This is a genomic window from Kitasatospora sp. NPDC018058, from assembly GCF_044327205.1.
GTDB lineage: Bacteria > Actinomycetota > Actinomycetes > Streptomycetales > Streptomycetaceae > Kitasatospora.
Map to the genome: position 1 here is coordinate 22,136 of NZ_JBIRFA010000039.1, position 26,322 is coordinate 48,457.

Below are 26,322 nucleotides of genomic sequence, written 5' to 3' on the forward strand. Positions count from 1 at the left end.
GAGTTGGGAACACTGGTTCCCGCCCCGGCCGTCCGGCATGCTCGTCCTGAGCCGAACAACAGGACCGATCGAAGGGGATGGCAGATGTCAGCGTGGGAGGTGGCGGCCGTCCTGCTTGCGGGAGTCGGCGCCGGAACCATCAACACCATCGTCGGATCCGGCACGCTGATCACCTTCCCGGTGCTGCTCGCCTTCGGTGTGCCTGCGGTCACCGCCAACGTGTCCAACACCATCGGTCTGGTCCCCGGCACGCTCAGCGGCGCGCTCGGCTACCGTCGGGAACTCAACGGCCAGGCGGGCCGGTTGCTCCGGCTCGGCACGGCTGCTCTGCTGGGCGGGCTGCTGGGCGCGTACGTCCTGGTGAAGCTGCCGAGCCGGGCCTTCACCGTGATTGTGCCGGTGCTGATCCTGCTGGCGCTGGTCCTCGTGGTGATCCAGCCGCGGGTCGCCAGGGCGATGGCCGTCCGCCGGAAGGGCGGCGCCGGGGGCGGAGCCGAGGGGCCGCTGCTGATCGCGGGGGTCTTCCTGACCAGCGTCTACGGCGGTTACTTCGGTGCGGCGCAGGGCGTGCTGCTGATCGCCCTGATGGGCATGCTGCTGGCCGACGACATGCAGCGGCTCAATGCCGCGAAGAACGTGCTGGCCCTGATCGTGGACGCCGTCGCCGCCTGCTTCTTCCTGTTCGTCTCGCACATCGACTGGGCGGCTGTCGGGCTGATCGCCGTCGGCTCCACCCTCGGCGGACAGCTCGGCGCGCGGGTCGGCCGCCGACTCCCGCCGCCCGCGTTGCGCGCGACGATCGTCCTGGTCGGCCTGGCAGCCGTCACCCGGCTGCTGGTCACCTGAGCGTGCCGCTCCACCAGCGGCAACCCCGCCATGCCCTCCAGAGCGGGCGACCTGACCGGGCAAACGGTGGCAGACTGACGACACATCGAAGCTCCGGTGGTTCAGGGCGACTTGGGAAGGTCACCCCGTTCGACCGGAGCTTCGTCGCATTCGTGACGGCCCGGCCCGCTCCCTCTCATCGCCGCGACCTGCGAACTCACATGATCACCGGGACTTTGAAACGCCCCTGCAGTGGGAGTGCGAAGTATCCGTCGGGCGAGAATCCGGACGGTTCGTGCGCTCGCACCGGACCGCGGCTCGGGGGAGGCGGAAATGATCGTGCACACACCCGCGCCGCTGCCCCTCGGAGCGCCGACCTGATGATTCCGGCCCTTCGTGCAACATTCTTCTCGCCCGCCACGACCAGGGCGCTGCCCCCGGGGGAAGGGCGGCGCCCTGGAGCCGATGTGCCGCCCGGTTATCCGGATCGGCCGCTCCTCGACACCGGGCGGCGTGGCGAGGAAATCCACTTCGCGGACGCACCGGTGCGGCGGATGACTTCGAGGGATTCTCGCCGAATCCATCGAGCCGATTTCGGCTGACCAGGAAAAGCGCCGTGCAGGCGCGTTCGAGAGGCGTCATGAGCAGGCCTCCCGTTACCCGGGATCTCTCCGCGGAATTCACTTTAGTGGTGCCGCTGCTCGGCGTCATCCTCCGGCCGGGGCGACGCGTCCGCGAGCGCGCCGTCCGCAGGGGTGCGGACGGCGCGCGACCTGGTGGACGCTCGTGCCGGCCCCTGCGGTGACTCGCCGGTTCCGTGTGCCGATCGCCCCGGGTGCGTGTTCAAGTGCCGTGTTTGGGCAGTTGAACACGTAGGGAGAACAGGCGGCCGAATGCCCGTCGCCGCTCGTCCTCGACATCCGTCGAGGACGAGCGGCGACGCGTTTCGGGCCCCGGCCGAGGCGATCCGGCCGGGGAGCGGCCGTCGAACCAGCGGCTCAGACGATCTCTCGGACGTGCTCCCCGGGGACGGGTGCGTAGTCGGCGAGGTCGATGCGGGCGCCGTTGGCGATGGGTATGGCGTCGAGGAACTGACCGGGCAGATCGAAGGCGTCGACGAGGGTGGTCATGTGCGGTGCGAGATCCGCGAAGACCGAGTCGGTGACGGTGGGCAGTTGCCGGACCTGGTCCGGGGTGAGGTGGGATTCGGCCAGCAGGTCGCCGGAGTGGTGGCCGAGTTGGTCGAGCAGGAAGAGCGTGCACAGCTGTCGCAGCAGATGCCGGGCCTGGGGTTCCGCGGCCCGGTGGACCGCGTCGATGAAGGCGTCGGCGGCTTGCAGGGCGGCGTGGACGGAAACCATCCGCAGGGCTGCCGAGGAGGTGACGTTCCAGCGTGCGACGGGGTCGTTGAAGGGTCCGCGGCGCAGGGCGGTGCGGGCGCGTGCCTGCCAGATGGCTTCGGCCCGGGCGAGCAGGGCGCGCAGGACGTGCGGGTCGGTCAGCTCACCGGAGGCCGGTGGGGTGGTCGCCGCAGCGGCATCGGCCTGGTGGCTGAACAGCAGTTCCGCTGCGGCTTTGCTCCAGATGACGAGATTGTCGCCTTCGGCGGTCACGGTTCCTTCGGCATACTGGGCGTACCCCGCCAGGCCGTTGACGGCGAACAGGCCCTGGGCACCGCAGCGTTCGCGGCATTCCACGACGATGGCGCGAGCCTGCCAGGTGATCCAACCCTTGGCGATCGCCACCAGGCGTTCGGCCTCGCTGCGGTCCTCGGCGGTGTGGTGGTTCCAGCGGGAGAGTACCGAGCGGTGCAGGAAGGTCATCGCGTAGGCGGTGGCCAGCGATGTCAGCAGATGGCTGTGGTGGCTGCGGTGAACGTTGAGGGCGAGGCGCTGGCCGGGCTTGGGTCCGGTGACGTGGCGGTGCTGGCCGTAGCGGACTGCGATGGCCAGCGCTGCCCGTGAGGCACCGACGGCTGCCCCGCTCATGCACAGCTTGCCCACGGTGACCCGGCCGATGGACCGCAGGAATCGCTTGCGGCGGCTGCCGAGGGCGCTGGTCAGGGTGCCGTCGTGACCGAGCCGGCCGTGGTCCGCTTCCAGCAGGGCCTCGCGCGGCAGCCGAACGTGGTAGAAGGAGGTGAGGGCGTGGTCGACGGGGGCGCCCGGCCGCGGGGGAAGCCGGCGCACCTGGATGCCGGGCAGCGGTCCCCGTTCGTCGCTGAGCGGGGTCAGGAAGAGGAAGACGCCCTGGTCCTGGCCGTCCACCAGGAGGCGGGCGGCGACCACTGCGGCCTTGGGGCCGCCGGTGGTGCTGGTGTTGGGCATGAACTTCTGCGCGCCGGCATGGGGGGTGTGGAGGACGAACCCGCCCGAGTCCCGGTCGAGTTCGGCGGTGGTCTCGATGTTGAAGCTGTCGTTGCCGTGGTCGAGCTCGGTGCACAGGAATGTTCCGATGCGGCGCATGGCCGTGAACTCGGACAGGTCCCGGCGGGCGTCCGGGTCGTGGTCCAGGATGCTGCCCAGGAACAGGTTGTAGTGGATCCCCGCTACCGTGCACAGGCTCCCTCCGCCGTCCACAATCGCGGCCCATTCGTGCAGACTCGCCAGCAGGTCGGGGTCTGCGGCGAGGCTTTCGGCTCCGTCGACGGTGTCGTTCACCAGCCGCAGCCACGTGTAGGCCAGGGCTTCCTGTTCGGCGGCGGAGCGGCCGGGGCGGTGGCGGAACGTCGGGTGGCTGATCAGCCGGCGCCAGGTGCCGTGGATCCTCTCCCGTTCGCTGCCGTGTCCGAACAGCAGCCGGGACAGTTGCCGGACCGGCGAGGTGCCCGTCGCTTCCGGTCTTGCGGCCGACAAGGTTTCGACGGCACGCACGTCAGGTTCGGTTGCCACGAGTGCCATGAGTCTCCCCCGGTTGATCTACCTCGGTCAGGACATTGATCGCCCCAGAAGATACGGGGCCATCGTTTTCTACTTCAAGCAATGAAAACGTTGCCGCGCGTGGTGTTGCGTTTTCTGCTGATTTGTCCTAGGCGGCCGCGTCGGGCGCCCTCTCGGCCGTCGCCCCGAGCGCTGCCGGTAGGCTGTGGAGGGCGCGGCCGAAAGGTGCTGACCGGCCGGAATCCTGGGCGAACTGACGGGCTCGGGTCGGCGGTCGGCGCGCTCGCCGAAACGTATCGAAGGGGCCCCGTCGTTCGCGTACGGTGATTCCGCGGTGGATTAGCTTATTCATTGCAGGAAATCGGTCTACTGACCGGTAGGACGAGTCCGAGAAAAAAGTCGAGCGTCCCGTCTTGTCCAAAGGCCGTTAATGTGCGTCTAATGTATCCATTAGGGCGCTCGTCACGACTGCTCCTTGGGCGGTCGGCCGTGCGAGCAGCAGGGCGTGGGATCATATGCCATCGGTTTGTTTTTGTCCAATCGCTGATGGAGTAAGGCGGAGGTAGGGCGTGGCGGTGCAGGAACGGGCCATCAGGACGAGGCGGGCCATCCTCGTCGCGGCAGCCGCAGTCTTTGCCGAGGTGGGGTACGAAGCGGCGACGATCGCCGAGATCCTCAACCGGGCAAAGGCGGCCAAGGGGTCCCTGTACTTCCACTTCGGTTCGAAGGCCGATTTGGCCCAGGCGGTCCTGGCCGACCAGCTCACCTCGGTGCCGGAACTGCCGCCGCAGCAACTGATGCTCCAGCAGGGCCTGGACGAGGCGTTCGTGCTCGCCTACATGCTCTCCAAGCGGGATCCGGTCGTGCAGGGCAGCATCCGACTGACGATGGATCAGGGAACGCCGAACGACGGCCTGGACCGGCGTGTGCCGATGAGCGGGTGGATCGAGCGCAACCGAGTCCTGCTCGAAAAGGCCAGGGAGAACGGCGAACTGCTGCCGCACGTCGACGTGGCGGCCGCGGCGCGGATGTTCCTCGGGGCGTTCACGGGGGTGCAGATACTGTCCAAGATCATGACCGATCACGCCGACATGCCCGAACGGGTGTCGGAGTTGCAGCGCCACCTGATGGAGACCATCGCGGTGCCGCCGGTGTTCGCACGACTCGACCTGGCCGCCGATCGGGGGGCCCGGGTGTACGACGCGGCGCTGAAGCTGCGTGACGAGTCCCGCGCCGCCGTTTAGGTGTGTCGACCCGCAGGGTCGTTCACGCACGGCACCGCCCGGCAGCACGGCGAGGGGTCGTCGTCTTGCCCGACGCGTCCGGCCCGCCGGCGAGGGGGACCCGGCAGGTGGTGGTGCCGGCCCGTCAATGTGCCGGGTGGGGAGTCCCCGCCCGGCGCGAGGCGCAGTAGATTGTTGCGCCGCGGGGAACGATGGAGGGGGGAAGAAGATGGACCTTGCCGGCTGCCCTTACGTCCTGGACGTGACGGGGCATGACCTGGCCGGAGAAGCGGCGGTGCTGCGGGCGCGGGGCCCGGCCGTGCAGGTGGAGCTGCCCGGGGGCGTCGTGGCCTGGGCCGTGGTCGGGCAACGGCACGTCGAGCAACTCCTGACCGACTGGCGGGTGTCGAAGGACGCTCATCAGCACTGGCCGGCGTTCGTCGAAGGGCGGATCACCGCGGAGTGGCCGCTGTACCCATGGGTGGCGAACGAGAACATGCTCTTCGCCTACGGGGAGAGCCACGCCCGGCTGCGCCGGCTGGTCGCCGGGGCGTTCACCATGCGGCGCACCGAGATGCTGCGGCCCCGGGTCGCCGGGATCACCTCGGAACTCCTCGACCGGATGGACGCTCTTCCGGCCGGAACCCGGGTCGACCTTCGGCGTGCCTTCGCCGAGGTGCTGCCGATGCGGGTCATCTGCGAACTGTTCGGCGTCCCGCAGGGCGAGGCCACGGACGCGCTGTGCGTCGCCCTGCACAAGGTCTTCAGCACCACCATCTCGGCACAGGAGGTCGAGGCGGCGCGGTTGCAGGCGTTCACGCTGCTGTCGGACCTGGTGCGGGCCAAACGGGCCGAGCCCGGGAACGACCTGACCACGTCCCTGATCGAGGCGCGGGACCAGGGGGACCGCCTGAGCGAGGAGGAACTGCTCGGCACTCTCTTCCTCATGATAGCCGGCGGTCAGGACACCACCGCCGCGCTGATCACCAACGCCGTGGGCGCGTTGCTGAGCCACCCCGACCAGCTGGAGCACGTCCTGGCGGGCCGCGCGACCTGGCAGGACGTGTCCGACGAGACCATGCGGGTGCACACGCCCGGCGCGTACTCGCCGATGAGGTTCGCCGTCGAGGACATCGACCTGGACGGCGTGACGATCCGCAAGGGAGACCCCATCCTGGTCTCGTTCGCGGCAGCCGGCCTGGATCCCGAGCGCTACGGACCCCACGCCGACCGCTTCGACGTGCTGCGCCAGGACCGTGATCTGCTCGGCTTCGGGCACGGAACGCACCATTGCCTGGGCGCTCCGCTCGCCGAGTTGGAGGCGACAACGGCCTTCGCCGCCCTCTTCGAGCGCTTTCCCCGCATGCGGCTGGTGTGCCGCCCGGAGGAGCTGGAGCCTGCGCAGAGCTTCCTGATGAACACCTACCGGGAATTGCCGGTGTTCCTGTCCCCGGTTTCCTGAGCTCGTCGTCGAGCGATTTCGCCGGTCGGCGGTGCGACCTCGTGGCACCGCCGGCCATCAGGTTCCGCCGCGCTCGCCGAGGACCCCGTCCGGCCCGGCACACGCCCGGGCCCACCTGGTCCTGGCGGATCCAGCCGCGCGGGGCCACGTGACGTACCCTGCCGCCGCGGGCCGTCTGCCGGACCACCGGCGTCGGTTCGGCGGCCCGGGACGTCCCCACCGGGCGTCGGCGCAACCCGGGCGCGGGTTTCCTCATCCGACCGGCCGGCCCCGCAGCTCGCCGCGCACGGCCCGTCGGGCCGCCGCCGGCAACCTTTCGCACCCCCGGGGGGGGAACGTCGAGCCCCCGGCCGCCGCCGTACCCGGGTGCGCCCGTATTGATTCCTCCGGTCCGCGTGTGCAAAACGCATGAACGGGCATGCGGAACCACTATTCCGCGGGGCAACCCCCGACATCTAAAGTCGATCCAGTCGCGTTGCCTTGGCGTTGTGGCAGTGAAGGCGCCGATTCGTCGGCCGGATCTTTTTTCCTGGAGGGAAAGGCTGTGCTGCGTCAAGACGTCACCCCCGAGCAGCCGTGGGAAACGGTGGCGAAATCCATCGAGTTCATGCCCGCCAAGTATTCCCACAAGACCCATCCCGAATCGACGGCGCAGGAAATGCTGAGGTGCGATTCGGCGGACCTCGACAGACTCGTGGACGCGGGCCTTCCGTTCGAAGTCCGGGCGGGCGTGCGCCACTTCGATGTGAACGATCTCTACAACCTCGGCATGTACTCGGGCCGGGGAAACACCCAGCCGGAACTCGCGTTCCGCATGCTGTTCCGCTTCGCCAGCCGTCCGGTCGACGACCTGTTGCGCGAGAAGTCCTGGGACTTCAGGGTCACGCTGGAGTGCACCGCGTGCGAGGGGGAGGCGCCCTGGCGTTTCGCCGCGCCCGAAGCCGCCCGCTTCGGCGGGCGGCTGGCCGGGGGAGCGGCGCCGGAGCCGAGCGCGCGCTCGGCCTCCTACGAGGCGACGGTCACCATCGTCGGCGCCCGGACCCCCCTGCTCTCCGCCCAGTTGCGCGGCATCACCCGGGACTACCTCGACTCCGGCTACCGCTGGCAGATGATCCCCGTCGCGATGCAGGCCGACTACGACCTGGTGCACGCGCTCGGTGCGACCAGCTGCATCGCGGCGAGCCTGCTGCTCGCCGAGCGGTTCCGGGCAGCCGGATACCGGGCCGAGGCGAAGCGGGGCTGGTTCTGCGGCGTGCTGGGCGGCGCCCTCGACCTGCCGCACGCCTGCGTGGAAGTCGTGGACGACGACGGCGCGCTCAAGACCATCGACATCGCCAAGGCGCAGCTGGCCGCCCGCCTGTCGCCGAACACCGCGGACTTCCAGGAGCTGTGCCTCGGGTCGATCTACAACAAGGTGATCCCGTCCGCGGCTTCCGGCAACGCGCCCTTCGGGCATCACGAGTGCGGCTCCCGTGAGCCGGTCCGGGTGCGCGCGGACATTCGATCGACGAGCTGAAGCTGAAACTCCTGCACCACTGTCTTCGGAAGGGTGAGTGAAACATGGCGGTACGTGAAATCGAGCCGATCGTGCTGGACCTGGAACGGCTGGAGAACCTGGCCGAATCCGGCTACTACAACCCCTATTCGATGTTCGACTGGCCCGACGCCATCGAACCCGGCATGCCGTGGATGAGCGAGAGCCTGACCACGCTGGCCGGCACCGAGATGTGGGACGAGCTGACCCGCGAACAGCAGATCGCGCTCACCAAGTACGAGGCGATCAACTTCTTCAGCCTGAACATCCACGGCATCCGCGAGTTGCTCAACGACGTCGTGATGCGCATTCACGAGCGGACCTACGCGGACGTCTCGGAATTCCTGCACCACTTCATCGGTGAGGAAAACGAGCACATGTGGTTCTTCGCGCAGTTCTGCCTGCGCTACGGCGGCCGGCTGTACCCGGCGCAGCCGGCGCTGAAGGCCGACTCGGTCGAGCACCTCTCCACCGTGGCCCGCGAGCTGATCGTGTTCGCCCGCATCCTGATCTTCGAGGAGATCGTCGACTACTACAACGCGCACATGGCGACGGACCAGTCCCTGCCGGCGATCGCCCGCGAGATCAACCGGGTGCACCACCAGGACGAGAGCCGGCACGTCGCCTTCGGCCGGATGATCTTCACCGACCTGCTCGCCCAGGTGGCCAAGCGCGACCCGAACGAGGTGCCGGTGGTCGCCGAGTACTTGGAGAGCTACCTGCAGTACAGCATCGCCACCCTCTACAACCCGGCCGCCTACCGCGACGCGGGCATCCCCGATGCCCTCGCGCTGCGCCGGCGGGCGCTGGAGCACCCTGCCCGCATCGAGGCGCACGCGCAGGTTCTGAAGCGGACGCGGAAGTTCCTGTCGAAGGCAGGCGTCGGCAGGGAGCTGATCAAGTGACCACCGAGCCCATGCAGGCGGTGCGCGACTTCATCCTGGCCCGCAACCCCAAGCTCGACCAGCTGCCCGACGACCTGGACCTCATCGACAGCCGCGCCATCAACTCCCTGGCCTTCGTCGAGTTCATCTTCCTGCTGGAAGAGCTGACCGGCGAGTCGATCGACCCGGAGGACCTGGACCTCGACGACTTCCGCACCCTCAGCGCGGTGAACGCCCGATTCTTCATGAAGGAAGCAGCCTGATGACCACAGTGACCGACAACGGCCTCGGAGTTCTGGACGGCAGCCAGCTGCGGGTACTGCGGGCGATCGACGCGGTGTTCCGGCGCCTGGCCGACGGCTGGGGCGCCCCGGAGTTCCGGTTCCCGTTCCTGATGCGCTGCGAGGACCTCGACCGCTTCGACTACTACGACAACTTCCCGCACCTGGGCCTCGCGGCGACCCGGCTCGACCCCGAGCGCCTCGGCGGCCTGCTCAAGCAGTCGCAGCGGCCGGTGGAGCGGATCCCCGCCGACGTGATGGAGCCGACCGCGTTCGCGCTGCCCTCGGCGGCCTGCTACTCCATCTACGTCAACCTGGCGGGCTCCACGCTGCCCGCCGAGGGGACGATGCGGACCACGGTCGGCACCTGTTTCCGCAACGAGACCCACTACCAGGGCCTCCAGCGGTTGCTCGGCTTCTCCATGCGGGAGATCGTCTGCGTGGCGGCGGAGGACGTGGCCAAGAACCACCTGCTGCGCGCCAAGGACGCCGTGACCGCCCTGTGCGCCGAGCTCGGCCTCGACCTCCGTCTCGAGGTCGCCACCGACCCCTTCTTCGACAAGAACAGCGGCAAGGCGAAGATGCAGCGCCTGTTCCCGGTCAAGGAGGAGTTCGTGGTGGGCGGCCTGGCCATCGGCTCGGTCAACTACCACCGGAACTTCTTCGGCGAGCGGTGCGGCATCCTGGCCGGCGAGGACACGGCGCACACCAGCTGCCTGGCCTTCGGCCTGGAGCGCTGGGTGCACGTCCTGACCGACCGGTTCGGCAGCGCCGACGCCGCCGCCGCCGCGGTCGAGAGCCTGCACTGATGCCGTCCGCAGCGAGCGTGCTCGGCCTCCGAGTGAGCCTGCTCCAGTCGGGCATGGGCGGGGTCGCCGGCTCGGAGCTGGCCTGCGAGGTGTCCAACGCGGGCGCCGCGGGCTGTGTGGGCGGCTACAAGTTGGCCGGCAGCGCGCTGTCGGCCATCCTCGCCCGGCTGGTCTCCGGCACCGACCGGCCCGTCGGCGTGAACCTGATACCGGAAGTGGTGGGGCCCGACGAGCTGGACCGGCAAGTGGCCCAGGTGCTCGACGAGACACCGGACCGCGTGCACCTGTCCTTCTTCGGCATGCCCGACGACGCGGTCTTCGACCGGGTCACCGCGGCGGGCCGGCAGCTGGTGGTGCAGGTCGGGTCGGTCCGGGACGGCGTCCACGCGGCCGACCGCGGCGCCGTGGTGGTGGCCCAGGGCATCGAGGCGGGCGGCCACCTGCTCGGTACGGAGCGGCGCGACGACCTGGTGGGAGCACTGCGGGCACTGCTGCCCGACGCCTGCCTGGTCGCCTCGGGCGGAATCGGCTCGCCCGAGGAGGCCGCACGGGCGCTGGCCGCCGGCGCCGACGGGGTGCTGCTCGGCACCGCCTTCGTCGTCGCCCACCAGTCGCGTGCCCACGCCCGCTTCAAGTCCGCGGTGACCGCCGCGGACCAGGCCGACACCGTGATCAGCGACGTGTACGAGGTCGGCTGGCCGGGCCGGCGGCACCGCGTGCTCGCCACGGCCGTCACCGCCGACCCGAGCCTGCCCGCGAAGTTCATCGGCAAGACGGTGGTCGAAGGGAAGCCGTACCTGGTGCCGCGGTTCAGCGCGGCGGTCCCCACCGATGCGACCAGCGGCCGCATCGAGGAGATGGCGCTGTACTGCGGCCAGTCCTGCGGCGAGATCACCGAGGAAGTCCCGGCGGCCGACGTCGTCGCCGCGTTCGCACGGGTCCTTCCGGGCCCCGAAACAGTCAAGAGCAACGAAAGGCCGGAACACCATGTCCACTGAGGCAGTGCACGACGAGTACTACCACGACCTGAGCTACCGCGAGGACCTGCCGCTGATCCCGACCAGGGAGGGCGTCGAGCTCTACTGTGAGTCCACCGGTGAAGGCATTGCCATCACGACGCTCAACAACTTCTTCTTCACCGCCCCGTTCTGGCGGGACTACACCGACGAGCTCGTCAAGCACCACCGCATCGTCAGCTACGACCTGGCCAACCACGGCCACTCCACCCGCCTGGAGCGGGAGCCCACCTGGGAGGAGCACGTCGAGGACCTGGCCCGGCTGCTCGACGCCCTGGAGATCGACTCGACCTACCTCCTCGCCTCCTCGGCCTCCACCCAGCTCGCCCGTGACATGGCCCTCGCCCACCCGGACCGGGTCCGCGGCCTCATCCTGGCCGGACCGGTCGTCGGCCCGCAGATCCGCCGGCACCGGATGCTCCAGCGCGCCTGGCTTCAGACGCTGAACAGCCACGACATCCCCACGCTGTTCGCCCACATGTACCCCGAGTTCGTCAGCACCCAGATGATCGAGGAGTACCGCGTGCCGGGCTACCTCGGCCTCCGGGAGAGCTTCCTGGCCATGTCGACGCCCGAGGAGCTCAACAACGGCCTGGCGCTGGCGCAGCAGGGCGACCCCAGCTCCGAGCTGCTGACCCGGATCCAGGCGCCGACGCTGATCGCCCTGGGCGACGACGACATCCTGCTCGGCCCGACCGCGGGGCACGAGCTGGCCGCCCTGTTCCCCAAGGGCCGCTGCGTGATCATGCCCAAGGCCGGCCACGTGCCCTTCCTCGACGAGCCGGTGGCCTTCCAGGAGATCACGCGGAAGTTCATCGAAGAAGTGGAAGCCAATGCCTGACACCGCGGTGGAGGTGCGGCAGCGGATCCGCGAGTTGCTGGTCGGCGTGTTCGGCGGCCCCTCCTTCGTCAGCCAGGTGCAGGACACCGCCTCGCTCCGCGAGGCCGGAGTCCCCTCCACCGCACTGGTCGCCCTGCTGGTCGCGATGGAGGACGCGTTCGGCTTCGAGTGGGACGACGACATCCGGCCGGAAGTGCTGCGCTCGATCGACTCACTGGCAGGCCACGTCGTGGCGCTGCGCAACTGAGGGCTCGCACGGTGATCGTCGAGCCGGCCCCGGCCCGGGGCACGGTGCCGCGGATGTCACTGGAAACGTCGTGGGTGGCGCCGCCCCACGGACCGGCGGAGCAGTTCACCGCCGGCCGCCGGGCGGCCGCCGCCGCGCTGGCCGCAGCCGGGTCCGCCGAGCGGACGGTGCCGCGGGCCCGGGACGGCCGGCCGCTCTTCCCTCACGGGTTCGCCGGTTCGATCTCCCACACCGGCCGGCTCGCGGTCGCCGTGGTGGTCCCCGGCGCCGAGGCGGTCGGCGTCGACATCGAACCCGCGGCCATGACCCCCCGCATGGCCGCGTTCGTCCTGCGGGAACAGGAGCGGCGCCTGCTGCTCCCCCCGCGTGGGCCCCACACCGCGCGGGACCTGTTCGCCGCCAAGGAGGCCGCCTTCAAGGCTCTGAACTGCCTCGGCATGCTGGGGGAGTTCCTGTTCTGGCAGATCCACCTCGGTCGCTCCGAGGGCGTGTTGACCGCGACGTACGGCGGCGAATCGGTGCCGGTGTGGATCCACGCGCAGGCGGATCTGTCGTTCGCCGTGGCGATCCGTCGCTGAAGTCCGGCCCTTCCGCCCACCCGCCCTCCCATGAGCCTGATCCGCCGCTCGGTTCCGGGCCCTTGCCCCTCATCTGGAGACCCTCATGACCGGTACATCCCCGTCCGGGGGGAATGCGCGCTTCCAGCGCACGCTGACCACCCCGAAGATCGTGTTCATCATCATCGCCGCAGCCGCCCCCCTGGCCGCGATGGTGTTCACCGTCCCGCTCGCCTTCGCCCTCGGCACCGGCCCCGGCGTACCGGCCATGTTCCTCTTCGCCGGCCTGACCCTGCTGTGCTTCTCCGCCGGCTACGCCGCCATCTCACGGCGGATCAGCGACATGGGCGGTTTCTACGCCCACATCGCGCACGGTCTCGGCCGCCGGGTGGCGGCCGGGGCGGGACTGCTCGCGGTGCTCGCCTACAACGCCGCCACGGTCGGGGTCCTCGGCGCGTTCGCCTACTTCACCCAGAACGTGGCCGCGGACCACGGGCTGAACCTGCCCTGGCAGGTGTGGGCGGGACTCGGCCTGCTGCTGGTCGCCCTGCTCGGCTACCGGGAGGCCAACCTCAGCGCCCGGCTGCTGTCCGTCTGCATGGTGTGCGAGATCGCCATCCTGGTCGCACTGGACATCGCGGTCCTGGCCCGTCACGGCGCCGCGGCCCTGCCGTCCGCCTCCTTCGCCCCCCACCAGGTCCTCGCCCCCGGACTCGGCGTCGCCGTGATGTTCGGCTTCGCCTCCTTCCTCGGCTTCGAGTCGGCCGCCCTGTACGGCGAGGAGGCCAAGGCGCCGCACCGCAGCGTGCCCCGCGCCACCGTCATCGCCGTCCTGGTCGTCGCCTCGTTCTACGCCCTGACCAGCTGGGTCGCCGTCGGTGCGGTGGGCCCCGAGCGGATCCAAGCGGAAGCCGCAAACCACCTCGGCGACCTGTTCTTCCTGCTCAGCGACGGCTACCTGGGCCACGCCGCCACCGTGACCATGCAAGTGCTGCTGTGCACCAGCCTCTTCGCCTCCTGGCTGGCGCTGCACAACGCCGCCAACCGGTACATGTACGCCCTGAGCCGCGACGGGCTGCTGCCAGCCCGCCTCAACGCCACGCACGCGGGGCACAGCTCCGTGCACCGGGCCAGTGTGACCCAGTCCGTCTTCAGCACGGTGACGGTCGCCCTGTTCGCGGCTGCGGGCCTCGATCCGTACGTGAACATGTCGACCAGCATGCTGGGGCTGGGCACCCTCGGCATCATCCTGCTCCAGGCCCTGGCCTCGGTGGCGGTGATCGGCTACTTCCGGAACCGGCGCGAGGAACGCTGGCAGACCGTCATCGCGCCCGCGCTGGGCGCGCTGGGACTGATCACCGCGGCGGTTCTGGTGGTGTCGAACTTCGACGTGCTGACCGGGACCACGAATCCCGTCGTCACCGCGTTGCCGTGGCTCCTGCTGGTCGCCGTCGGCCTCGGCATCGCCTTCGCCTCCTGGCTGCGCTCGGCCCGTCCGGACCGGTACGCCCGCCTCGGCGGCGCATCCATGCCGGTGCCGCCGCCCACCGCCCCGCTCGGAGACCCCGCCGGCAGCCTCTCCCAAGCAGCGCAGTGACTCCGCCTCGAGCGGGGAGCCGCGCACTGGAAAGGATCAGCTCCAATGGTTCGTGAAGCCGAAACCCATGCGGACATACCGTTCGGCCCCGAAGACACACCGTGGCAGAAGACCTTCAGCAGCCTTGGGGTCGTCGGCGGCCGCCCCTACGGCACCCCGCCGTCCAGCGACCCCAGGGCGGCCTACCTCCACGTTCCCGAAGTGCCCCACTACAAGGTGCAGTTGCCGCCGACCGGGCTCGACGCGCAGCAGTACGGCGAGGCCGAGGCACTGTTCCGCCGCCACGTGGACACCCAGACCCGCAACTTCGCCGGCTACCAGGTCACCAGCGACCTCGACTACGAACAACGCCTGGGGCACTACCTCAACCGGCACCTCAACAACGTCGGGGACCCGTACCAGTCCAGCTCGTACACACTCAACTCGAAGGTGCTCGAACGCGTCGTCCTCGACTACTTCGCGTCACTGTGGCACGCGAAGTGGCCGCACGACCCGCAGGACCCCGAGTCGTACTGGGGGTACGTCCTGACCATGGGCTCCAGCGAAGGCAACCTGTACGGTCTGTGGAACGCACGGGACTACCTGTCGGGCAAGCCCCTGCGCACCCACCACCGCGAGCCGGGCCAGGCCGGTGTCGAGCAGGCCCCGCAGGGCGACGGCCCGAACGCCTTCCATCCGGTGGCGTTCTTCTCCGAGGACACCCACTACTCGCTGACCAAGGCCGTACGGGCGCTGGCCATCGACACCTTCCACGACCTGGGCTCCACGCGCTACCCCGACGACAACCCGCTCGCGCCGGGCACCCCCTGGCCGCGGAAGGTGCCCTCCACCGAGGACGGCGCCATCGACGTCGAACAACTCGCCGTCCTGGTCAGGTTCTTCGCCAGCCGCGGCTACCCCATCCTGGTCAGCCTCAACTACGGGTCCACCTTCAAGGGCGCCTACGACGACGTCGAAGCGGTCGCCCGCACGGTGCGCGCCATCTGCGCCGCGTACGGGCTGGACAAGCGGACCGTCCACCAGGGCCGCGGCGAGGAGGGCGGCCAGGACGAACGGTCGGGATTCTGGCTACACGTCGACGGGGCCCTCGGCGCCGGCTACGCGCCCTTCCTGGAGATGGCCCGGAACGCGGGCATGGTGGAGCAGGCACCGCCGGTCTTCGACTTCCGGCTCGGCGACCTTCACTCACTGACCATGAGCGGCCACAAGTGGATGGGCACGCCGTGGGCGTGCGGAGTGTTCATGACCCGCACCGGACTGCAGATGGCCCCGCCCGGGGCCTCGGAGTACATCGGCGCCGCCGACACCACCTTCGCGGGCTCCCGCAACGGCTTCTCCTCGCTCCTGATGTGGGACTACCTGGCCCGCCACTCCTACGACGACCAGGCCCGGCTGGCGGCCGAGTGCGACCACCTCGCGGCCTACACCCACCGGCAACTCCTCGCACTGCAGGAGCAACTGGGCCATGACCTGTGGGTCGCCCGCAGCCCGCAGTCGCTGAGCATCCGGTTCCGCCAGCCCCGCGCGGACATCGTCCGCCGCTACTCCCTGGCCAGCGAGTCCGTGCACGTTGACGGTACCGCCCGCGCGTACGTCCACCTGTACGTGATGCGCCACCTCACCAGGGAGCTCGTCGACGAGCTCCTCGACGAGCTGCGACAGCCGGGCGCCTTCACCCCGGCCCCGCCCACCGGCACCACCGCCGGCGGGGCGCGAGCGGCCCGACCGGTCGAACCGGTGGCCGACGCGATGGCGGGCTGACCCGCACCCACACCGCAATGACGTCTGAGGTGACGGACGCGGCCCCCACGGGCCGCTCGAGAAGGCCGCCGCGGATGCGGGCGGGCCCACGTGCTCCCCGGGCACGTGGGCCCCTTCGCTTTCCCGGGCCGGTCCACGTCTCCCCAGACGTCCCGAGCCACGACCGAGGAGAGGCATGTCCGCCCAACAGCACGACTTCCGGCTCACCGCCGACGAGCTGGTGCAGTTCCACCGGACCGGGTACGCGGGCCCCTTCACGCTCTACGAGCCCGACGAGATCGCACGGGAGTGGGCCCGGACCCGCCAGGACCTCACGGACTGCAGCGGCGCGGTGTACCAGGACGCCACCGACGGGTCGGAGGCGGCGAACCTGTCCAACCACGACCGGCACCTCGACAACGCCTTCCTCGCCGACCACATCACCCAGCCGGGCATCGTGGACCGGGTCGTCTCCGTGCTCGGCCCTGACGTCCTGTGCTGGCGCTCGGACTTCTTCCCCAAGTACCCGGGGAACGAAGGCACGGACTGGCACCAGTCCGTCACCTTCGCCAATGCCTCCGGTCGGCCCCAGATCCAGTGGCCGCCGGGATCGGGCCCGGGCGGCTGCCTTACCGTGTGGTGCGCCTTCACCGACGCCCCCGCCGACATGGGCGGCCTGCAGTTCATCCCCGGCACGCACCGCACCATGCACTACGACGAGACCAAGCGCATGCGCTACGACCCCGACCGGAACACCTCCGTGGTGAAGAACGGCGTCCGGCGCGGCTTCTTCGGCTACGACTACCGCGAACTCCAGATCGACCCGAACTGGCGGCCGGACGAGTCGCGGGCCGTGTCCATGGAGCTGCGGGCCGGGCAGTTCGTCATTTTCTGGTCGCGCCTCCTGCACGCCTCGCACCCGCACGCCGGTCGGACCAAGCAGATGCGCATGGGCTTCTCGGCCCGCTACGTGCCCGCGTTCGTGCGGGTCTACCCCGGAGCTTCGGCGGTCGAGGAGTTCGGCGCCCGGGCGAGCCTGGAACGGTACGGGGCGGTCCTGGTCAGCGGCGAGGACCGCTTCGGCCACAACCGCATCGCCATGAGCACCACCGCCGGCCGTGTCTTCCGCCGTCGCCGCGGCGGCGCGCCCACGGGCGCCTGAGGCCGACGCGCGGTTGCGGTTCCCGGGCTGCGGCGGCTCCCAGGGCTGCGGCGGCCGGGGCGGTTGCCTTCTCCCGGGCATGCGCCGCAGCCCTGGTCCGTGCTCCATGCCGCAGGGGCGGAGCACGGACCAGGGCTGCGGGAGCGGGGTGCGGCCGGTGGGCTACTGCGCCGCGGGCGCCGAGGTCAACATCCGTTCCACGGCGGCCAGCACGTTCCCCGTCGCCGCCGCGGCGGCCGGCAGGACGCCGGCAATGAGGAGATATCCGTGCACCAGGCCGGGAGCGGGCACGTGCTGCACCTCGACGCCGGCTAGGGCCAGCCGCGCCGCGAGCTCGACGCCTTCGTCGTGCAGCGGGTCGAACTCGGCCGTGCCGACCACCGTGGGCGGCAGTCCGCGGTGATCGGCGCCCAGCAGGTCGACCGCCGGGTCCGTCCGGTGCGCCGGGTCCGGTAGGTACTGCTCGTAGTGCCAGCGCAGGTCGTCGACCTCAAGCAGGTACCCCGAGCCGTAGGTGCGGGCGGACGGGAACCGCAGCTGCGGATCGGCCACCGGGTACACCAGCAGCTGCGCGGCGAACTCCACGCCGCCGTGGTCGCGGTAGTGCATCGCGATCCCCATCGCCAGCGTCCCGCCCGCGCTGTCCCCGGCGATCACGTGCCGGCGGCCCGGGAAGGCGCGGTCCGCCCAGTCGGACGCGGCGATGCCGTCCCGGAGCGGGCCGGGGTACGGATGCTCCGGCGCACGGCGGTAGTCGACGGAGACGACGACCGCGCCGAGTTCGGTGGCGATGCGGCGGCAGACCGGGTCGTGCGTGTCGACGTCACCGACGGCCCAGCCGCCCCCGTGCAGGTACGTCACCAGACGCCCCCGGTCGGTGGGCGGCAGATACGTCCGGACGCCGAACTCGCCGTCTCCGCCGTCGAGCAGCTGGTCCTTCGTCTCGACGCCCGCGTCCCGGGCGCCCGCGCTGAACTGGGCCGCCTGTGCGGCGTAGCGCTCGCGCTGCTGCGCCACGGTGAGCGTGCGCGCCGGTTCGGGTCGGCTGCCGGCCTGCCACTGGATCAAGGCGCGGACGAAACGGTCCATGGCCAAGAGGGCTCTCCTTGAGTCACACCGGCGGCGGATCCGGCGGTCCGGATCCGCGCGGCCGGCTGTTCAACGGGGTCGGGCTACGGCGCGAGCAGCCGTTTCGGACTCAGGCCGTGACGTCGGCGGGCAGAATGAAGTCGGTCGTGGTCTCGGGCCACTCCGGCACCGACTCGATCTCCACCGCCGCCACGGTCACCGAGTAGCCGCCGCCGGTGCCGATCAGCAGCACGCGGTCGCCCGGGCTCACTTCCTTCTTCTCCACCAGGCGGGCCACCGCCGCGGTCAGGTCGCCCGCGCCCAAGTGCCCCGCGTACCGCCCCCAGTTCCACAGCGTGCGCTCGGCGGGGATGTTCAGCGGCTTGAAGAACTGGGCCTCCATCAGCCCGTGCCCCATGTTGGGCAGCAGGATCCTGGCGAAGTCGTCGAGCTTGTTCCCGGTCCGGCTGAGCACCTTGGCGAGGACGCTCATCAGCGCCTCCTCGGCGCGCCGCAGTACCGACTCCGTCCCGACCTCCTCCAGGTACGACTTCTTGGGAGTGCGCAGGTTCTCGTTCTCGACCACGCCGTACGCGTTGGTGAACGGGGCGGTGCCCCGGTGCAGCGGTTCCAGGGAGCTGTCAGTGATCGACGCGATGGCGTGGATGCGGGCGAAACCGCCGGTCGTGGAGAGGACCATCGCCGTGGCGCCGTCGCCGAAGAGGATGCCGTACGAGCCCCGCCACCGGTCGAACCCGGGCGGACAGAACCGGTCCGCCGTGGTGATCAGCGCGCTCGTGGCCCGGCCGGCCTCGAGCTGGGCCATCGCCAGGTCGATCGCCGCCATTCCGCCGTTCGACATCCCCTCCAGGTTCAGGGAGAAGGCGTCGGTGACGCCCAGCTCGCGCTGGATGTACGGAGCCGAGTTCCAGTGGTGGTCGCGGCCCTGGTGGTAGATCGACGCGTGCAGGATCAGGTCGACCTGGCCGCCGACGATCTCCTCGGCCCGTTCCAGGGCCCTCCGCCCGGCGATCGCTCCCATGTCCGGGACCGAGATGTCATCCGGGGCCACCGGCAGGCAGGGTATTTTGTTGGTGGCATTGTCATCGGCGGGGTATTGACCGGCGGCCACCGCTTCCGCTGCCGATTCCGCGGACGGAATCCAGGCCGCAGCCGACGCGATATAGACAGGGATGTTCATGGTCCGACTCTTCTTCCGAGTTCGATGCCCGTCTGGCACGGGATTGCGGTGAGCGGTTCACGGTGAGCACGGTCAGGCCCCGCGATCCGGGCCCCGGATCGCGGGGACCGGATCGCGGAGAGGTTTTCTCGGGATACGGTCACGCTACAATGCCGGGCCCGGCCCCTCGTAGGTGCATTTCTCATGACTTCCGCGGGTGTCCGCCCGTTTCCGGGCCCGCCGCCACCGTCGACCGAGGCTAGGCGCGGGCGGGCGAAAAGGAAATACCCACGCGAATGCGTGAAGGATCCACGGAAAGCCGTGCCCGGCGCGCTCCGTTCAACTGTCTGCGGTAGACAGTTGAACGGTCAGCTCGACCCCGCGCCCGGTGTTCCGGAGGTCTCCGCCAGGCACTGCGCGAGCAGGCCGTCGATGAAGGCGCGCAGCCCCTGCTCGAAGGTGTCCTGCCCGGCCAGGGCCGCCCACCGGCCGGCGACGGCGGCCAGGGTCGGGTGTCGGAGCGGGCCGTCGGCGTTGCCGAAGTAGGGGTTGAGGCAGGTGGGGTCCTCCTCGTCCATCTTGCGGTGGCGGGTGTGCGCGCGAACGAGGATCTCGCCGACCGTGTAGTACCAGATGCTGCGGAAGATCCGGACGGTCTGGTCCTGGGGACATCCGGCGTCGACGACCCCGGCCAGGATCGTCTCGACCAGCCAGAGGAACGAGTCGCCCAGCCGGGCGATGAACCCGTCGGTGGTGAGGACCTCCGCCGCCCAGGGCCACGCCGCCAGGCCGTCGTGGATCGCGACGGCGGCCGTGACGATCCGCTCCCGCGGCTCGCTCGGCAGCTCGGGGTGCGGGATCTGCTCCGCGTACTCGTAGATCAGCAGGAACAGCAGGTCCTCCTTGTCCCGCAGGTGCGAGTACAGGGTCGTCGTCCCGACGCCGATCTCGGACGCCAGTCGGCGGACCGTGAGCTTCTCCCACCCGTACTCGTCGATGAGGGCACGGGCCGCGGTCAGGATCTGTTCGCGAGAGGTCACGGGGGGACGTCCGACAGGTCGGCGCGGTGCGTTCGTTCGCTGCATCGCCCCATCATGCCTTGCTCCGATACCCGCTGTTCGCACGGGCGTTGACCTGCACGGTCGACACCTCGCGGTCTCCGCTGCTAATTTCGGAACACGGTCGGAAACTCCATTGGCACGACCAGAAGCAGAGGGGCTGGATGCGGTGACGAGTACGCAAGTGGCAAGTGAGAACACGACGGTCGTCGCGCGCGGCGCGCGGCCCGGGACCACCCTCGCGGCGGTCTCCGTGGTGCAGTTCATGGTGTCGCTGGACCTGACGGTGGTGAACGTCGGACTGCCTCAGATCGCCAGCGGCCTGGGCTTCACCCAGGTGGGTCTGACCTGGGTGATCCACGCCTACGCCCTCACCTTCGGCGGCCTGCTCCTGCTGGGCGGCAAGATCGCCGACCGTTACGGGCACAAGCGCGTGATGCTGTTCGGGCTCTGCTTGTTCGGCCTCTCCTCCCTCGTCGGCGGCCTCGCGCAGACTCCCGGTCAGTTGGTGGCCGCGCGCGCCGCGCAGGGCATCGGCGCCGCGGCGGTCGCGCCGGCCGCGCTGGCGCTGCTCTCCTCGACCTTTCCCGGGGGCAAGGAGCGCGTGAAGGCCTTCGGCATCTGGAGCGCGATGAACGCCTCCGGCGGCGCCGTCGGCGTCCTGGTCGGCGGTCTGCTCACCCAGTACGCGGGCTGGCAGTGGGTCATGTACGTGAACCTGCCGATGGCCGCCCTCGCGCTGGCCCTTGCCTGGCGCGGCATCGCCTCGGACGCCACGGCCGCGCGCCGCGGCCGGCCGGACGTGCTGGGTGCCGTGCTGGCCACGGCGGGTGCGGCCCTGCTCGTGTTCGGCATCGTCCGCACCGACCAGTACGCGTGGACCTCGCCGACCACCCTGCTCACCCTGGTGGTCGCAGTCGCCCTGCTGGCCGCGTTCATCCAGGTGGAGCGGACCACCAAGCGTGACCCGCTGATCCGCCTCGGCCTGTTCACCAACCGCTCGGTCGCCGGCGCCAATCTCTTCATCCTGCTGTTCGGCGGCGCCATGGCCTCGGCCCTGTACTTCGTCTCCCTCTACCTCCAGCGGGTGCTCGGCGGCAGCCCGGCCCGCGCGGGAGCCGAGTTCCTGCCGTTCATGCTGGGCGTGGTCGTCGGCTCCACCCTCGCCGTCAAGTTCGGCTACAAGTTCGCCCCCCGGAACATGCTGATCATCGGCGGCACGCTGGCCGCGCTCGGCTACGCCTGGTTCGGCCTGATGCGCTCCGACGGCTCGTTCCTGGCCGACGTCCTCGGCCCGTCCGTCCTCGCCAGCATCGGCATCGGCCTGTGCCTCGCGCCGGCCGTCTCCATCGCCACGGGGGGCGTCCAGCCGCACGAGGCGGGCGCCGCCTCCGGTGTGCTCAACAGCACGCGCCAGATCGGTGCCTCGCTCGGCCTCGCCGCTCTCGGCACCGTCGCCGCGAACCGCACAGGCAGTGTGCTCACGCCCGCCACGCTCAACGACGGATACGCGCTCGGCATGCTGGTCGGCGCCGGACTCCTCGCCTGCGGCGTCCTCATCGCGCTCTTCGTCCTGCCCCGGCCCGCCCGCGCCACCGGTGACGGAGCGCAGAAGCTGTGACCTGACGAACCACCGGGCGACACTCCTTTCCCGGGCCCGTCTATAGACGGCGTCCAGACTTCACCCAGTCGTGATCCCCACAATGACTAGCTAGTTGTCCGAGTCACTAGTCAGGGGGACTGCATGGGAATCGACGTCCTGGTATCTGATGACCTGCATCTGTCCCGCGTCGCGCTGGCCGCACTGCTGGAGCGACGCGAGGAAGTCCGTGTCGTCGGACCCGCGGAAAGCACCTCCGCTGCGCTGCAATTCGCCGAGACGCACCGGCCCGATGTCGCGGTCATCAGCTTCGAGGGCGAGGACAGCGACGCGATCGACGTCGCCGAGAAAATCGCGAACCTGGGCTGCCGGAGCATTCTGCTCTCCACCGCGGTGACGCGTTCTCTCGTCCGTCAGGCATTCGCCGCCGGCATCTCCGGCATCGTGGAACGCAGCGTGTCACCGCGCCAGTTCGTCGAGGCCATCCACCGTGTGCACCAAGGAGAGCGGGTCTTCGACGCGGAGCTGACGGTGGCGGCGCTGAGCAACAGTGACTGCCCGCTCAGCGCGCGTGAGTTCTCCGTCCTCGAACGCGTCGCCCGGGGTGACACGGTCCCCGAGATAGCGGCCCGGATGCACCTCTCGGAGGGAACGGTGCGGAACTACCTCGCATCGATGGTGGCGAAGATGGGGGCGCGCAACCGGATCGACGCGCTGCGCATCGCCCGGGAGTCGCGCTGGATCTGAGGGGAGCCCGCACCGAAACGCCCGCCGCCCCGGTACCTGGCTCAGGCCAGGTACCGGGGCGGCGGGCGTAGGACGTCTTGGAGCCGGTGGCTCGGCGTTCCGGATCAGGGGGCGACGACCTGGAGGTGGACGCCGGCCGTCGCCTTCATGGCGCTCTCCATGGCCTCCACCGCTGTCCTGCCCAGGGCGATCGCGCAGCCCACCCGGTCCAAGGAGCTGTTCAGGTCCGAAAGGCTGTCGCCGAGCCGGCGGTCGAAGTCCCACCGCAGGACGTCGTCAGCGGGGGTGAGGGCGATGCCGGTGAGGGTTCCGCAGGCGGGCGGCAGCACGAAGCTGATCGCCGCCCCCGGCGCCACGGGGCCCGCGGTCAGCACCGGAGCGGTACCCAGCAAGGCCGCCACCGCGTGCTCGTACTGGTCCTGGCCGGTGGCCAGTTCGACGAGTTCCGGGATGCAGTCGCCGCCGACCCGGGTGTGCGTCTCGATGACCACGGGCCCGTGCACCGGGTCCAGCCGCAGCTCGGTGTGGCTGGCGCCGTAACGGATCTCCAGCCGGTCCAGGACGCAGCGCACCGCCTCGCGGAGCCGCTCGGCGTCGCTCTCGGGCAGCGGAGCGGGGACCATGTGTCCCGTCTCCACGAAGCCGGGGCTGCCCGTGGTCTGCTTCGCGGTGATCGCCAGCACGGTGTGCCGACCTGCCGCGCTGACCGCCTCGACGCTGAACTCCGGTCCGTCCGCCATGTGTTCGGCGATGTACCGGGAGGTGCCCGGCCCTTCGTCTGCCGTCCCGTGCGCCCCGGCGGCCGCCACCTCGGCCTGCCACCGGGCCAGCTCGGCGTGCGACCGCAGCGCCGACACCCCGATGCTGCCCGCACCGTCGGCCGGTTTGACGACCCACGGGACACCGTCCGGCTCGTCCCGCACGGCGGCGGCGACCTCGTCGGCGGTGCCGGCGGCGTACCGCCAGGCGTAGGGCGTGTCCGCGAGCAGGCGGCGCATGGCCGCCTTGTCGCGGGCACGGGCCGCGGCGGAGGGGGAGACGGACGGCAGCCCGAGGTCGGTCGCGATGCGGGCGCAGACCTCCTGGGCGTACTCGGTGAAGGACAGGACGAGGCGCGGCGGCCCGAGTTCGGCGATCAGACGGTCCACCGCCGCCCGCACCGCGTCGTGGTCGGTGATGGGGCAGAAGACGACGCGCTCCGCGTGCGCCGCCACTTCGCGAGGCACCGCCACGCCCGGGGCCACCAGCACCACCGGCCGGTGGCCGTGCAGGCTGATCGCCCTGGCCCCGCCGGGGCTAGGCCCGAGCAGACACATCCAGTTCATGGTCATCTCCTTCTCCTTCGTGCGCGTCCGGCAGATCGGCGGACGATGAGCGCCCGTCCCGGGCCATGGCCAGGCCGGTGAGCAGGGCGAGGACGGCCGCGCCCCAGTACGGTGACGCCGCCGGCGACAGCAGTCCCGACCCGGAGCGGTCGACCACCAGGAAGGTCCCGAGCCACGCGCCGACCGACTCCGCGGCGCCCGAGGCCACACCCGCCAGGGCGTAGGCGGCCGGTAGGGAAAGCGTTCCGCGGCGCTCGCTGATCTGGGCGTCGTAGAGCGGACTCCAGACCAGCTCGGCCAGGGTGAAAAGCACCATCGCCACGAGGACCACGCCCAGGCCGGTCGACCGGCCGAGTGCGAACAGCAGCACGGACGCGGCCAGGACCGCGCAGGCCGCGGCCCACAGGGCGCCGAAGCCGCCGCGCGGCGCGTCCAACAACCGGCGGATCAGCCAGGACATCGGCACTTGCAGGGCCACCACCATCACGGCGTTCAGGGTGAACACCAGGCCCAGGTCGCGGGCGTCGATGGTGTCGCCCAGGTAGGCCGGCAGCACGTCGGACGTCTGCGCGTACGCCACCCAGGTGCCGCACGCCAGCAGCGAGAAGACCACGAACGGGCGCTGCACGCGCCAGCGGTGCCCGCCGCCCCCGGCCGGTGGCACCGGACGCTCGGACCCCCGCCGGGTGCCGGGCAGCGCCGTCGCCGTCGCCAGCGCCACCAGGTGGAGCGCCGCTGCCGCCAGCGGCAACCAGCCCGCGTGCCAGTGCAGCAGCTGCCCCCCGAGGACCGGGCCGACCGCGGATCCCGCGTTTACCGCCATGTTGAGGTAGCTGAACCCCCGCAGCCGCTGGTCCGCCGGGAGGGCCGCGACCGAGGCCTTCATCGCGGTCGTCGCCATCGCCAGGAACAGGCCGACCAGTGTGGCGAGCACCAGCCAGCCGATGACCGGAAGGCCAAGCCCCGAACCGAGTGCGACGAAGACCGCAACGGCCCCCACGTAGCCGAAGACGACCGAGGCCTTGAGCCCCAGCCGGTTGATCAGCGGGACCAGCAGCACCGCACCGGCCCGGTTGGCCAGGATGGAGGAGCCCACGACGAGGCCGGCACTGCCGCCGGACAGGCCCTGGGTGTCCACCAGCCACAGCCCCAGGTAGGGCAGGAAGGAGAAGAAGCCCGCACAGCTCGTGGCCCGTGCCACCACCACCGCGGCCAGTTGCCGGGTGGCCATCGGACGTCCGGCATCGGCCGCCGCGGGCCGCTCCCCACTCACCACCGTCGCGTCTCCCCGAAGAAGCCGGGCAGCGGCGTCAGCCGGCCCTCCTCCAGCCCCCGCCGGTACAGCCAGTGGCCGACCGCCAGGTCGAGGACGCCGAGGCCGAACGGCGAGAAGATGACAGGCCGGTCCGGGCGGCACGCCACCTCGCCGCGCAGCACGCCGGCCAGCGTGCCGGTAACGAAGTCCCGTCCGCCGGTGAGCTGTTCGGCGAGGTGCGGGGACGTGTTCGCCTTCAGGCAGTGCTCGACGTCGTCCAGGATGTTGTCGGCCGCCAGCAGCGTCTCGGGCGCCAGGTCCCGCAACGAGATGTTCAGCACCAACTGGCCGGCCCGGAAGCGGTGGTCGGCCGACACGTACGGGACCGGTGCCGTGGTCGCCAGGAGGACCAGGTCGCAGTCCAGGGCGGCCGCGAGGTCGCCCTCACGGGCGTCGGAGCCGTACCGCTCGCGCAGGTGGCGGGTCAGGGCCCCGGCAGACACCGGGTCGAGGTCGTGGCAGCGGACCTGCTCGAGCGGGACGCCGGCCGCGTGCAGGTACTGGGAGAGCGTGCGTGCGATCACACCGCCGCCCACCACGCCGACAGTGGCGGGCCTGGCGTCGCTCAGCACGGTGCACGCCAGCGCGGCCGACGCGGCCGTGCGGGCCGCGCTGATCCCCGCCGCCTCCAACAGGGCGATCGGACGGCCGGTGTCGTAGTCGTTGAGGACCAGCACCGCCGAGGCGCGCGGCTCGCCCCTGGCGACGTTGCCCGGGAAGCTGCTGATCCACTTGATGCCCGCGACGCCGACCTCGCCGCCGAGGTACGCGGGCAGCGCGATGATGCGGGCATCCGGCTTCTCCGGGAAACGCAGGAAGTAGCTGTCCGGGTTGACGCTCCCGCCCGCGTGGTGGGTCAGGTACGCCGCGAGCACCTGCTCGATGACGTCCTTCTCGCGGCCCTCCAGCAGCGCCTGGACATCACTGCCGCCCAGCACCGAGAACATTGCCACCGGTGCTCCCTCGTCTGTC

At 70.6% G+C, this 26,322-nt stretch carries 23 protein-coding genes; 16 read left to right on the forward strand and 7 right to left on the reverse strand.

What is annotated here, in order from left to right:
• The first annotated feature begins 84 nt into the window (after nucleotides 1-84).
• The gene (locus ACH4E7_RS35835; protein ID WP_396253365.1) at nucleotides 85-846 is read left to right on the forward strand and encodes a sulfite exporter TauE/SafE family protein; all 762 of its coding nucleotides are present in this window, start codon (nucleotides 85-87) and stop codon (nucleotides 844-846) included.
• Between the two features lie 977 nt (nucleotides 847-1,823).
• On the opposite strand, the gene ACH4E7_RS35840 is transcribed toward ACH4E7_RS35835, so the two are convergent.
• Complete coding sequence (locus tag ACH4E7_RS35840; protein WP_396253366.1) at nucleotides 1,824-3,680, reverse strand: acyl-CoA dehydrogenase; 1,857 nt, start codon at nucleotides 3,678-3,680, stop codon at nucleotides 1,824-1,826.
• A gap of 593 nt (nucleotides 3,681-4,273) precedes the next feature.
• Here ACH4E7_RS35840 and ACH4E7_RS35845 point away from each other — a divergent pair.
• The 13 genes from ACH4E7_RS35845 to ACH4E7_RS35905 all read left to right on the forward strand — a co-directional run bounded on the left by ACH4E7_RS35845 (nucleotide 4,274) and on the right by ACH4E7_RS35905 (nucleotide 17,057).
• Nucleotides 4,274-4,948 carry a ScbR family autoregulator-binding transcription factor gene (locus ACH4E7_RS35845; protein ID WP_396253367.1) on the forward strand — a complete coding sequence of 225 codons (675 nt, stop codon included), beginning with the start codon at nucleotides 4,274-4,276 and terminating at the stop codon, nucleotides 4,946-4,948.
• A gap of 208 nt (nucleotides 4,949-5,156) precedes the next feature.
• On the forward strand, nucleotides 5,157-6,389 hold the full coding sequence (locus ACH4E7_RS35850) for a cytochrome P450 (RefSeq protein WP_396253368.1): 1,233 nt from the start codon (nucleotides 5,157-5,159) through the stop codon (nucleotides 6,387-6,389).
• A 418-nt stretch (nucleotides 6,390-6,807) separates the two neighbouring features.
• Nucleotides 6,808-7,905 (forward strand): hypothetical protein, encoded by a 1,098-nt coding sequence (locus ACH4E7_RS35855; protein WP_396253369.1) that lies wholly within the window; start codon nucleotides 6,808-6,810, stop codon nucleotides 7,903-7,905.
• A 44-nt stretch (nucleotides 7,906-7,949) separates the two neighbouring features.
• Nucleotides 7,950-8,828 (forward strand): diiron oxygenase, encoded by an 879-nt coding sequence (locus tag ACH4E7_RS35860; RefSeq protein WP_396253370.1) that lies wholly within the window; start codon nucleotides 7,950-7,952, stop codon nucleotides 8,826-8,828.
• A complete protein-coding gene (locus ACH4E7_RS35865) occupies nucleotides 8,825-9,070 on the forward strand; it encodes an acyl carrier protein (RefSeq protein ID WP_396253371.1) in 246 nt (81 codons plus the stop codon). Before ACH4E7_RS35860 ends, ACH4E7_RS35865 begins: the two co-directional genes overlap by 4 nt.
• Nucleotides 9,070-9,897: a hypothetical protein gene (locus ACH4E7_RS35870; protein ID WP_396253372.1), complete on the forward strand. Its 828-nt coding sequence runs from the start codon at nucleotides 9,070-9,072 to the stop codon at nucleotides 9,895-9,897. The genes ACH4E7_RS35865 and ACH4E7_RS35870 overlap by 1 nt, the downstream gene beginning before the upstream one ends.
• Nucleotides 9,897-10,895 (forward strand): NAD(P)H-dependent flavin oxidoreductase, encoded by a 999-nt coding sequence (locus ACH4E7_RS35875; protein ID WP_396253373.1) that lies wholly within the window; start codon nucleotides 9,897-9,899, stop codon nucleotides 10,893-10,895. Before ACH4E7_RS35870 ends, ACH4E7_RS35875 begins: the two co-directional genes overlap by 1 nt.
• A complete protein-coding gene (locus ACH4E7_RS35880) occupies nucleotides 10,885-11,754 on the forward strand; it encodes an alpha/beta fold hydrolase (protein ID WP_396253374.1) in 870 nt (289 codons plus the stop codon). Before ACH4E7_RS35875 ends, ACH4E7_RS35880 begins: the two co-directional genes overlap by 11 nt.
• Entirely contained in the window at nucleotides 11,747-12,001 is a 255-nt protein-coding gene (locus ACH4E7_RS35885) for a hypothetical protein (RefSeq protein WP_350744100.1), read from the forward strand. Before ACH4E7_RS35880 ends, ACH4E7_RS35885 begins: the two co-directional genes overlap by 8 nt.
• 53 nt (nucleotides 12,002-12,054) lie before the next feature.
• The gene (locus ACH4E7_RS35890) at nucleotides 12,055-12,579 is read left to right on the forward strand and encodes a 4'-phosphopantetheinyl transferase superfamily protein (RefSeq protein WP_396253375.1); all 525 of its coding nucleotides are present in this window, start codon (nucleotides 12,055-12,057) and stop codon (nucleotides 12,577-12,579) included.
• Between the two features lie 85 nt (nucleotides 12,580-12,664).
• On the forward strand, nucleotides 12,665-14,155 hold the full coding sequence (locus ACH4E7_RS35895) for an APC family permease (protein ID WP_396253376.1): 1,491 nt from the start codon (nucleotides 12,665-12,667) through the stop codon (nucleotides 14,153-14,155).
• Nucleotides 14,156-14,200: 45 nt separating this feature from the next.
• A complete protein-coding gene (locus ACH4E7_RS35900; RefSeq protein ID WP_396253377.1) occupies nucleotides 14,201-15,916 on the forward strand; it encodes a pyridoxal-dependent decarboxylase in 1,716 nt (571 codons plus the stop codon).
• A gap of 175 nt (nucleotides 15,917-16,091) precedes the next feature.
• Nucleotides 16,092-17,057, forward strand: a complete 966-nt coding sequence (locus ACH4E7_RS35905; RefSeq protein ID WP_396253378.1) for a chlorinating enzyme — start codon at nucleotides 16,092-16,094, stop codon at nucleotides 17,055-17,057.
• 162 nt (nucleotides 17,058-17,219) lie between these two features.
• Here the strand turns inward: ACH4E7_RS35905 and ACH4E7_RS35910 are convergent, their stop codons facing one another.
• The 3 genes from ACH4E7_RS35910 to ACH4E7_RS35920 form a co-directional block, all read right to left on the reverse strand.
• Complete coding sequence (locus tag ACH4E7_RS35910) at nucleotides 17,220-18,146, reverse strand: alpha/beta hydrolase (RefSeq protein ID WP_396253379.1); 927 nt, start codon at nucleotides 18,144-18,146, stop codon at nucleotides 17,220-17,222.
• 109 nt (nucleotides 18,147-18,255) lie between these two features.
• Nucleotides 18,256-19,326, reverse strand: a complete 1,071-nt coding sequence (locus ACH4E7_RS35915) for a ketoacyl-ACP synthase III family protein (RefSeq protein ID WP_396253380.1) — start codon at nucleotides 19,324-19,326, stop codon at nucleotides 18,256-18,258.
• A gap of 347 nt (nucleotides 19,327-19,673) precedes the next feature.
• Nucleotides 19,674-20,345, reverse strand: coding sequence for a TetR/AcrR family transcriptional regulator (locus tag ACH4E7_RS35920; protein ID WP_396253381.1), 672 nt, complete (start codon nucleotides 20,343-20,345; stop codon nucleotides 19,674-19,676).
• A gap of 202 nt (nucleotides 20,346-20,547) precedes the next feature.
• Between ACH4E7_RS35920 and ACH4E7_RS35925 the strand changes: the two genes are divergently transcribed.
• Together ACH4E7_RS35925 and ACH4E7_RS35930 are read left to right on the forward strand one after the other, a co-directional pair.
• Nucleotides 20,548-21,984 carry an MFS transporter gene (locus ACH4E7_RS35925; RefSeq protein ID WP_396253382.1) on the forward strand — a complete coding sequence of 479 codons (1,437 nt, stop codon included), beginning with the start codon at nucleotides 20,548-20,550 and terminating at the stop codon, nucleotides 21,982-21,984.
• A 123-nt stretch (nucleotides 21,985-22,107) separates the two neighbouring features.
• Nucleotides 22,108-22,710 carry a response regulator transcription factor gene (locus ACH4E7_RS35930; protein ID WP_033352882.1) on the forward strand — a complete coding sequence of 201 codons (603 nt, stop codon included), beginning with the start codon at nucleotides 22,108-22,110 and terminating at the stop codon, nucleotides 22,708-22,710.
• 104 nt (nucleotides 22,711-22,814) lie between these two features.
• On the opposite strand, the gene ACH4E7_RS35935 is transcribed toward ACH4E7_RS35930, so the two are convergent.
• The 3 genes from ACH4E7_RS35935 to sbnB are packed head-to-tail and all read right to left on the reverse strand — an operon-like array spanning nucleotide 22,815 to nucleotide 26,303.
• A complete protein-coding gene (locus tag ACH4E7_RS35935; protein WP_396253383.1) occupies nucleotides 22,815-24,041 on the reverse strand; it encodes an ATP-grasp domain-containing protein in 1,227 nt (408 codons plus the stop codon).
• On the reverse strand, nucleotides 24,007-25,266 hold the full coding sequence (locus ACH4E7_RS35940; protein WP_396253384.1) for an MFS transporter: 1,260 nt from the start codon (nucleotides 25,264-25,266) through the stop codon (nucleotides 24,007-24,009). Before ACH4E7_RS35940 ends, ACH4E7_RS35935 begins: the two co-directional genes overlap by 35 nt.
• Before the next feature lie 38 nt (nucleotides 25,267-25,304).
• On the reverse strand, nucleotides 25,305-26,303 hold the full coding sequence (gene sbnB / locus ACH4E7_RS35945) for a 2,3-diaminopropionate biosynthesis protein SbnB (RefSeq protein WP_396253385.1): 999 nt from the start codon (nucleotides 26,301-26,303) through the stop codon (nucleotides 25,305-25,307).
• Between the last annotated feature and the right edge of the window lie 19 nt (nucleotides 26,304-26,322).